An 8,381-nucleotide genomic window follows, 5' to 3' on the forward strand; every position below is an offset into this window, starting at 1 on the left:
CACGATTTCCGGGACATCAAGATCTCGGTGAAGCACAACGACCCGGTCGTGATGATCGAGGCGTACCGGCAGCTCGCCGCGCAGTGCGACTACCCCCTCCACCTGGGTGTGACGGAGGCGGGTCCGGCGTTCCAGGGCACGATCAAGTCGGCGGTGGCCTTCGGCGCGCTGCTCTCGGAGGGTATCGGCGACACCATCCGGGTCTCGCTGTCGGCGCCGCCGGTGGAGGAGGTCAAGGTCGGCAACCAGATCCTGGAGTCGCTGAACCTGAAGCAGCGGGGTCTGGAGATCGTGTCGTGCCCGTCGTGCGGGCGGGCGCAGGTGGACGTGTACAAGCTGGCCGAGGAGGTCACGGCGGGCCTGACCGGTATGGAGGTTCCGCTGCGGGTGGCGGTCATGGGCTGTGTGGTGAACGGCCCCGGCGAGGCCCGCGAGGCGGACCTCGGTGTCGCTTCCGGCAACGGCAAGGGGCAGATCTTCGTCAAGGGCGAGGTCATCAAGACCGTCCCGGAGTCGAAGATCGTGGAGACCCTCATCGAGGAGGCCATGAAGCTGGCCGAGCAGATCGGCCCAGCGGATCAGGTGAGTTGAGGCAGAGCACGGCACGGACCGAGAGGGGGCCGGCGTGACGATTCTGGAGAGCATCCGGGGACCACGCGACCTGAAGGCACTGTCGCAGGAAAAGCTGGGCGAACTGTCCAGCGAGGTACGCGAGTTCCTGGTGGAGGCGGTGTCGAGGACCGGGGGGCACCTGGGACCCAACCTGGGCGTGGTGGAACTGACCATCGCCCTGCACCGGGTCTTCGAGTCACCGGTCGACCGCATCGTGTGGGACACCGGGCACCAGAGCTATGTGCACAAGTTGCTGACGGGCCGTCAGGACTTCTCCAAGCTGCGCGGCAAGGGCGGCCTGTCCGGCTACCCCTCGCGCGAGGAGTCCGAGCACGACCTCGTGGAGAACAGCCACGCCTCCACCTCCCTCGGCTGGGCCGACGGCCTCGCCAAGGCGCGGCAGGTGCTAGGGGAGGACGGGCACGTCGTCGCGGTCATCGGGGACGGCGCGCTGACCGGCGGCATGGCCTGGGAGGCGCTCAACAACATCGCGGCCGCCAAGGACCGCCCGCTGATCATCGTCGTCAACGACAACGAGCGCTCGTACGCCCCCACGATCGGCGGCCTCGCCAACCACCTCGCCACGCTGCGCACCACCGACGGCTACGAGCAGGTCCTCGCCTGGGGCAAGGAGACGCTCCAGCGCACCCCGGTCGTCGGCGGCCTGCTGTACGAGGCCGCGCACGGCGCCAAGAAGGGGTTCAAGGACGCCTTCGCCCCGCAGGGCATGTTCGAGGACCTCGGGCTGAAGTACGTGGGTCCCATCGACGGGCACGACATCGGCGCCGTCGAGTCCGCGCTGCGCCGGGCCAAGCGGTTCCACGGGCCGGTGCTGGTGCACTGCCTCACCGAGAAGGGGCGCGGCTACGCGCCCGCCCTCGCGCACGAGGAGGACCACTTCCACACCGTCGGGGTGATGGACCCGCTGACCTGCGCCCCGCTCAGCCCCTCCGGCGGGCCCACGTGGACGACGGTGTTCGGCGAGGAGATCGTCCGGATCGCGGAGGAACGCGAGGACGTAGTCGCCATCACGGCGGCCATGCTGCACCCCGTCGGCCTCGGCCCCTTCGCCGAGCGGTTCCCGGACCGGATCTGGGACGTCGGCATCGCCGAGCAGCACGCGGCCGTCTCCGCGGCGGGCCTGGCCACCGGGGGAGCGCACCCGGTCGTCGCCGTCTACGCGACCTTCCTCAACCGCGCCTTCGACCAGTTGCTAATGGACGTGGCCCTGCACCGCTGCGGGGTCACCTTCGTGCTCGACCGCGCCGGGGTCACCGGGGTCGACGGAGCCTCGCACAACGGCATGTGGGACATGTCGATCCTCCAGGTCGTCCCCGGCCTCAGGATCGCCGCCCCGCGTGACGCCGCCCAGCTCCGCGCCCAGTTGCGCGAGGCGGTCGCCGTGGACGACGCGCCCACCCTCGTCCGCTTCCCCAAGGAGTCGGTCGGCCCCGAGATCCCGGCCCTGGGCCACATCGGCGGCATGGACGTCCTCCACCGGGACGACGAGCCCGGCGTACTCCTCGTCTCCGTCGGCGTGATGGCCCCCGTCTGCCTCCAGGTGGCCTCGCTCCTCGGTGCGCGGGGCATCGACTGCACGGTGGTCGACCCGCGGTGGGTCAAGCCCGTCGACCCCGCCCTGCCCGAACTCGCGGCCCAGCACCGGCTGGTGGCCGTCGTCGAGGACAACAGCCGTGCGGCGGGCGTGGGTTCGGCCGTGGCGCTGGCCCTCGGGGACGCCGACGTGGACGTGCCCGTACGGCGGTTCGGCATCCCGGACCAGTTCCTCGCGCACGCCAGACGCGCGGAGGTGCTGGCCGACATCGGTCTCACACCGGTGGAGATCGCCGGACGGATCAGCGCGAGCCTCGCCGCCAAGGACACCGGCGGCCGGCAGAACCAGGAGAGCTGAATTGAGCACGGAGTTCGACCTCGAAGCCCTCCTCGCCGCGCGCGGAGCCGAGCGCTACGACCTGCACGCGCGCCATCTCAACCCGCAACTCCCGCGCATGCTGCACACCATCGGCTTCGACAAGGTCTACGAACGCGCCGAGGGCGCCCACTTCTTCGACGCCGACGGCAACGACTACCTCGACATGCTCGCCGGGTTCGGCGTGATGGGCCTCGGCCGCCACCACCCGGTCGTCCGCCGGGCCCTGCACGACGTGCTCGACCTGAACCTCGCCGACCTCACCCGCTTCGACTGCCAGCCGCTGCCCGGCCTGCTCGCCGAACGCCTCCTCGCCCACAGCCCGCATCTGGACCGGGTGTTCTTCGGCAACAGCGGCACCGAGGCCGTCGAGACCGCGCTGAAGTTCGCCCGTTCCGCCACCGGCCGCCCCCGCGTCCTCTACTGCGACCACGCCTTCCACGGCCTCACCACCGGCTCACTGTCGGTCAACGGCGAGAACGGCTTCCGCGACGGCTTCGCACCCCTCCTCCCCGACACCGCCGTACCCCTCGGCGATCTGGCGGCTCTGGAAAGGGAGTTGAAGAAGGGTGATGTCGCAGCCCTCATCGTGGAGCCCATCCAGGGCAAGGGCGTGCACGAAACCCCGCCCGGCCATCTCCGCGCCGCTCAGGAGCTGTTGCACCACCACAGGGCACTGCTCATCGCCGACGAGGTGCAGACCGGCCTCGGCCGCACCGGCGACTTCTACGCCTACCAGCACGAGGACGGCGTAGAGCCCGACCTGGTGTGCGTCGCCAAGTCGCTCTCCGGCGGCTATGTCCCGGTCAGCGCCACGCTCGGCAAGGACTGGATCTTCAAGAAGGTCTACTCGTCCATGGACCGGGTCCTGGTGCACTCCGCGAGCTTCGGCTCCAACGCCCAGGCCATGGCCGCCGGGCTCGCCGTGCTCTCGGTCATGGAGGACGAGCAGATCGTCGCCCGCGCCCGGACCATGGGCGAGCTGCTGAAGTCCCGGCTCACCGCGCTCATCGGCGAGTACGAGCTGCTGGCCGACGTGCGCGGGCGGGGGCTGATGATCGGCATCGAGTTCGGCCGCCCCGACTCGCTGAAGCTGCGCGGCCGCTGGACCATGCTCCAGGCCGCCCGCAAGGGCCTGTTCGCGCAGATGGTCGTCGTACCGCTGCTCCAGCGGCACCGGATTCTCACCCAGGTCTCCGGCGACCACCTGGAGGTGATCAAACTGATCCCGCCGCTGGTGATCGACGAGGCGGACGTGGACCGGTTCATGGACGCCTTCACCGCCGTCATGGACGACGCGCACAGCGGCGGAGGGCTGATGTGGGACTTCGGCCGGACCCTGATCAAGCAGGCGGTCGCCGGGCGCTGAGCCTCTGGCTCTTCGGCGACTTTTGCCTCTGAGGCAAGAAAATTGCCCGACAGGCAAACTTCGGGCTCAATGGAGGCATGAACGCCTCCGAAGCGGCCTCCTCGGCGGGCCAGGGCGACGACCTTCCCGCCGTGGCGCCGCAGCTGCGTGCCCTGCGCCGCCGGGCCGGCCTCACCCTGGAGGCCGCGGCCGGGGCCGCCGGACTCTCCCCGGCCCACCTCTCCCGGCTGGAGACCGGCCACCGCCAGCCGTCGCTGCCGATGCTGCTGGCCCTCGCCCGCATCTACGGTACGACGGTCTCCGACCTGCTGGGCGAGACGGCCGCCGACCGGGACGCCATCGTCCGCGCCGCCGACATGGAGCCCACCCGGGCCGCCGGCTGGACCTACTTCCAGGCCGGCGCCCCCGGCCGCGGCATGCAGGCCCTGCGCGTCCGGGTGCCCTACCGCGCCCAGGGCGACATCGTGCGCGTCCACCCCGGCGAGGAGTGGCTGTACGTCCTCACGGGCCGCCTCAGGCTGCGCCTCGGGGACCGCGCGCACCTCCTCGCGCCCGGGGACAGCGCCCACTTCGACTCGCTCACCCCGCACCGCCTCAACGCCGACGACCACGACGGCGTGGAACTGCTGTTCGTCCACACCCTGCTGCAGAGCCCCACGGCCACGCTGTGCCTGGGCCACCCCACCGGAGAGCCGTCATGAGAGACATCGAAGACAAGCTGCCGCCCGCCCTCTGGGTCCGGGTCATCATCTACGTCGTCCTCGGCCATCTCCTGGCCGCCTTCCTCTACCTGCTGTTCACGCTCGGCGGCAGGAGCTGAGGGGCCGGGTCCGAGGTCACTCCACCAGCCGCTCGCGCAGCCGCTCCCGCGTACCGTCCGAGAGCTTCAGCCCCCGCTCCAGGTACGCGTCCACGTCACCCCAGGTGTCCTCGATGCTGTCGAAGGCCGCCGCAAGGTACTCAGCGCGGGCGTCGAAGAGCGGTCCGAGCAGCTCCATCACCTCGGGCGTGTACGCGCTCGCCTGGTCGCCGCCGCGCCGGACCTTGTAGCGCCGGTGCTTGGCGTTGGACTCCAGGTAGTCGCCGATGATCGCGTCCCGCTCCACGCCGGCCGCGAGCAGCGTCACCGCCACCGAGATGCCCGCGCGGTCCTTGCCGGCCGCGCAGTGCATCAGCGCCGGCACACTGTCCTCGGCCAGCGCGTGCAGCACCCGGGAGTGCTCGGCGGTGCGCTCGGTGACGATCCTCCGGTACGAGGCGATCATGCGGTCCGCGGCCTTGCCGTCCGCCAGGATGTCCCGCAGCTGGTCGAGGTCGCCGTCGCGGACCATCCGCCAGAACTCGGCGCCGTCCGCCGGATCGCTCAGTGGGACGTTCACATTGCGCACGCCGGGCAGCGCCACGTCGGGACCCTCCAGCCGCTGGTCGGCCGCGTTGCGGAAGTCGAAGACCGTGTGCAGGCCGAGGGAGGAGAGAAAGGCCGCGTCCTTCTCGGTCGCGTGCGCCAGATGCCCGCTGCGGAACAGCACCCCGTACCGCACCCGGCGTCCGTCCACCGTCGGCAGACCGCCCACATCACGGAAGTTGCGGACCGCGGCCAGTTCGGGCTCGGTCGACGGGACCTGCTGCGTCACGGGTGCTCCTGGACTCTCCGCCCCGTCACGCGGCTCGTCGACGGGCACACAGCCGACGATACGACATCGCATTTCGCCGGCCCCGAACCCGTGATCGACCGTTCAACATGGCGGCCGGGAGAGCTATTCCGCGGTTGGCAGATTCTTTAAGCGTGGCTTATGTCACCGTCCGTCAACCCCCGCCTACGGTCGCGTAGGTCACATCCGAAGGTGAATCATGCTCCGATGTGGCAGACGAATCGGAGAACGACAACAGGACAGTGATCGGGTCGTACGTCGCGGTGGGGGACAGCTTCACCGAGGGCGTCGGTGACCCCGGCCCCGACGGGGCGTTCGTCGGGTGGGCCGACCGGCTCGCGGTACTCCTCGCCGACCGGCGCCCCGAGGGCGACTTCAGTTACACGAACCTGGCCGTGCGCGGGAAACTGCTCGACCAGATCGCGTCGGACCAGGTACCCGAGGCGGCCGCGCTCGCCCCGGACCTCGTCTCCGTCTGCGCGGGCGGCAACGACATCATCCGCCCCGGCACCGACCCGGACGAGACGGCCGAGCGCTTCGAACGCGCCGTGGCCCAGCTCGCGGCGGGCGCCGGCACCGTGCTGGTGGCGACCGGCTTCGACACCCGGGGCGTGCCGCTCCTCAAGCATCTTCGCGGCAAGATCGCCACGTACAACGGTCATGTACGGGCCATCGCCGACCGGTACGATTGCCCGGTGCTGGACCTGTGGTCCCTGAAGTCCGCCCGGGACCGCAGGGCCTGGGACGCCGACCGGCTGCATCTCTCGCCCGAGGGCCACACCCGGGTGGCGCTGCGCGCGGGCCAGGCGCTCGGCCTCGCGATCCCGGCCGACCCCGAGCAGGAGTGGCCGCTGCTGCCGCCGCGCGGCTCGCTGGAGATCCGGCGCGACGACGTGCACTGGGCGCGTACGCATCTGGTGCCGTGGATCGGGCGCCGGCTGCGCGGGGAGTCCTCCGGGGACCATGTGGTGGCGAAGGGTGTGCTGTCGCCGAGCGACATCAGGATGCGGATCGCGTCCGTGGCGTGAGGGTGGTGCGGGGTGTGAGCCTCGTCCGGGGCAGGGGACCGTGCGCCGCCCCCGCCCGAACCGCGCTCGCGGGGGCGGCGGCCGTCGGCACGCTTTCGTCGTGTGTCCGTCGCCCGGCCGCAACGGAGTCGACCGCTCGCGGTGGGTGAGATCCGGAACACTGTTCGGGAACAGTGAGGGCCGCGTGAGCGTTGGGAACTGTGGCCGGGGTCACCCGGCCCGCGGCGGCTCCGGGCCGCCACAGCCGCCGACGACGATGGAGCCCTCAGTGACTCCCCCTGGAGGTACCGTGTCCGGTCTTCGTTCCCAGAGCTCCGGGCTCCGCGCGCTACAGCCCGAAGCCTTCGGCGCGGAGCCGCGCGGTGAGCGCCTCGCGCGTATCCACCGCTCCCCGCATTTCAAGGACGGCGTCTTCCAGAACCCCGGCGGCACGGCCAGTACCCGGCCCTCCGGCTCTGCGCTGGACCTCGCCAAGGCGTTCTTCGACAAGGACACGCGTCCGGTCCGCGCGCCGCACGGCAGCATCCCGGTGCACCCCACCACGGTGGCCGACCTGGCCAGGCCGCCGGTCTCCGGCCTGCGGGTGACCTGGCTCGGACATTCCAGCGTGCTGGTGGAGATCGACGGGCACCGGGTGCTGTTCGACCCGGTCTGGGGCGAGCGCTGTTCGCCGTTCCCCTTCGCCGGGCCCAAGCGGCTGCACCCGGTCCCGCTGCCGCTGGCCGCGCTCGGCCCGGTCGACGTGGTGGTCATCTCCCACGACCACTACGACCACCTCGACCTGCCCACCATCAAGGCACTGGCCGGCACCGACACCCTGTTCGCCGTCCCGCTGGGCGTGGGCGCGCACCTCGAACACTGGGGGGTGTCCCCGGACCGGCTGCGCGAGCTGGACTGGCACGAGTCCACCGAGGTCGGCGGCGTCACGCTCACCGCGACCCCGGCCCGCCACTTCTGCGGGCGGGGCCTGCGCAACACCCAGCACACCCTGTGGGCCTCCTGGGTCGTCGCGGGCGAGCGCCACCGGGTGTACCACAGCGGCGACACCGGCTACTTCGAGGGCTTCAAGGACATCGGCGCTGCGCACGGCCCGTTCGACATCACCATGATCCAGATCGGCGCGTACAGCCCCTACTGGCCCGACATCCACATGACCCCCGAGGAGGGCGTCCGCGCTCACCTCGACCTTCAGTCCGGCACCCCGCACGGCGTTCTCCTCCCCATCCACTGGGGCACCTTCAACCTGGCGATGCACGCGTGGGCGGAGCCGGGGGAGTGGACGAAGGACGCGGGTGAGGCGGTCGGCCAGGCCGTGGCGTCTCCCCGTCCGGGTGAGCCCTTCGAGCCGGGCGGGCGCGTGCCGTCCGACCCGTGGTGGCGGTCCGTGTCCGGCCCGATCGCCCACCCGTGGCGCCGGCCGCGTCCGGTGGTGACGACGGCTGCCGGGGAGCGGAGTGAGGATCTCGACTTCGCGGGGGATGTGTGACGCGCTTCGGGGGCCGCGGAGGCGATGATCAGGCGGCGACGTCTCCGGGAACGTGACTTCCGGGCCGGGTGAGGTGCCGTGAGCGGTGTTCCTCGCGTGCGGGGAGGGTGCCGGGGTGCCGGCGCGTATCGGCTCGATCGACGAGTCGTCAAAGAACGACAGCAGGCGGTGCCCTGGTTCGGGGCGCCGCCTGTTGTCGTGTGGGGGTGTGGTGGGGGTCAGAAGCGGGGGTGGGTGTCGGCGGTGCCGATGGTCAGGCCGGTGGAGAAGATCTTGGTGTTGAGTGTGGTGTTGAGGGCGCCGG

At 71.2% G+C, this 8,381-nt stretch carries 8 protein-coding genes; 7 read left to right on the plus strand and 1 reads right to left on the minus strand.

Annotated elements, in window-relative coordinates:
* The 5 genes from ACFWN1_RS29830 to ACFWN1_RS29850 all read left to right on the plus strand — a co-directional run.
* Positions 1-591: flavodoxin-dependent (E)-4-hydroxy-3-methylbut-2-enyl-diphosphate synthase (locus tag ACFWN1_RS29830; protein WP_384368701.1), on the plus strand; the 591-nt coding region annotated here is incomplete at its 5' end.
* Positions 592-625: 34 nt separating this feature from the next.
* Entirely contained in the window at positions 626-2,524 is a 1,899-nt protein-coding gene (gene dxs, locus ACFWN1_RS29835) for a 1-deoxy-D-xylulose-5-phosphate synthase (RefSeq protein WP_384368703.1), read from the plus strand.
* Between the two features lies 1 nt (position 2,525).
* Positions 2,526-3,911 (plus strand): aspartate aminotransferase family protein, encoded by a 1,386-nt coding sequence (locus ACFWN1_RS29840; RefSeq protein ID WP_384368706.1) that lies wholly within the window; start codon positions 2,526-2,528, stop codon positions 3,909-3,911.
* Positions 3,912-3,988: 77 nt separating this feature from the next.
* Complete coding sequence (locus ACFWN1_RS29845; protein ID WP_384368709.1) at positions 3,989-4,612, plus strand: helix-turn-helix domain-containing protein; 624 nt, start codon at positions 3,989-3,991, stop codon at positions 4,610-4,612.
* Complete coding sequence (locus ACFWN1_RS29850) at positions 4,609-4,731, plus strand: DUF6126 family protein (RefSeq protein ID WP_384368712.1); 123 nt, start codon at positions 4,609-4,611, stop codon at positions 4,729-4,731. Before ACFWN1_RS29845 ends, ACFWN1_RS29850 begins: the two co-directional genes overlap by 4 nt.
* Before the next feature lie 16 nt (positions 4,732-4,747).
* On the opposite strand, the gene ACFWN1_RS29855 is transcribed toward ACFWN1_RS29850, so the two are convergent.
* Complete coding sequence (locus tag ACFWN1_RS29855) at positions 4,748-5,545, minus strand: tyrosine-protein phosphatase (protein ID WP_384368716.1); 798 nt, start codon at positions 5,543-5,545, stop codon at positions 4,748-4,750.
* A gap of 260 nt (positions 5,546-5,805) precedes the next feature.
* Between ACFWN1_RS29855 and ACFWN1_RS29860 the strand changes: the two genes are divergently transcribed.
* Together ACFWN1_RS29860 and ACFWN1_RS29865 are read left to right on the plus strand one after the other, a co-directional pair.
* The gene (locus ACFWN1_RS29860; protein WP_384368723.1) at positions 5,806-6,591 is read left to right on the plus strand and encodes an SGNH/GDSL hydrolase family protein; all 786 of its coding nucleotides are present in this window, start codon (positions 5,806-5,808) and stop codon (positions 6,589-6,591) included.
* A 289-nt stretch (positions 6,592-6,880) separates the two neighbouring features.
* The gene (locus tag ACFWN1_RS29865) at positions 6,881-8,077 is read left to right on the plus strand and encodes an MBL fold metallo-hydrolase (protein WP_384368720.1); all 1,197 of its coding nucleotides are present in this window, start codon (positions 6,881-6,883) and stop codon (positions 8,075-8,077) included.
* The last annotated feature ends 304 nt before the right edge of the window (positions 8,078-8,381 follow it).

Origin of the sequence: Streptomyces sp. NPDC058459 (assembly GCF_042721685.1) — a bacterium.
In the GTDB taxonomy this organism is placed as follows: domain Bacteria; phylum Actinomycetota; class Actinomycetes; order Streptomycetales; family Streptomycetaceae; genus Streptomyces.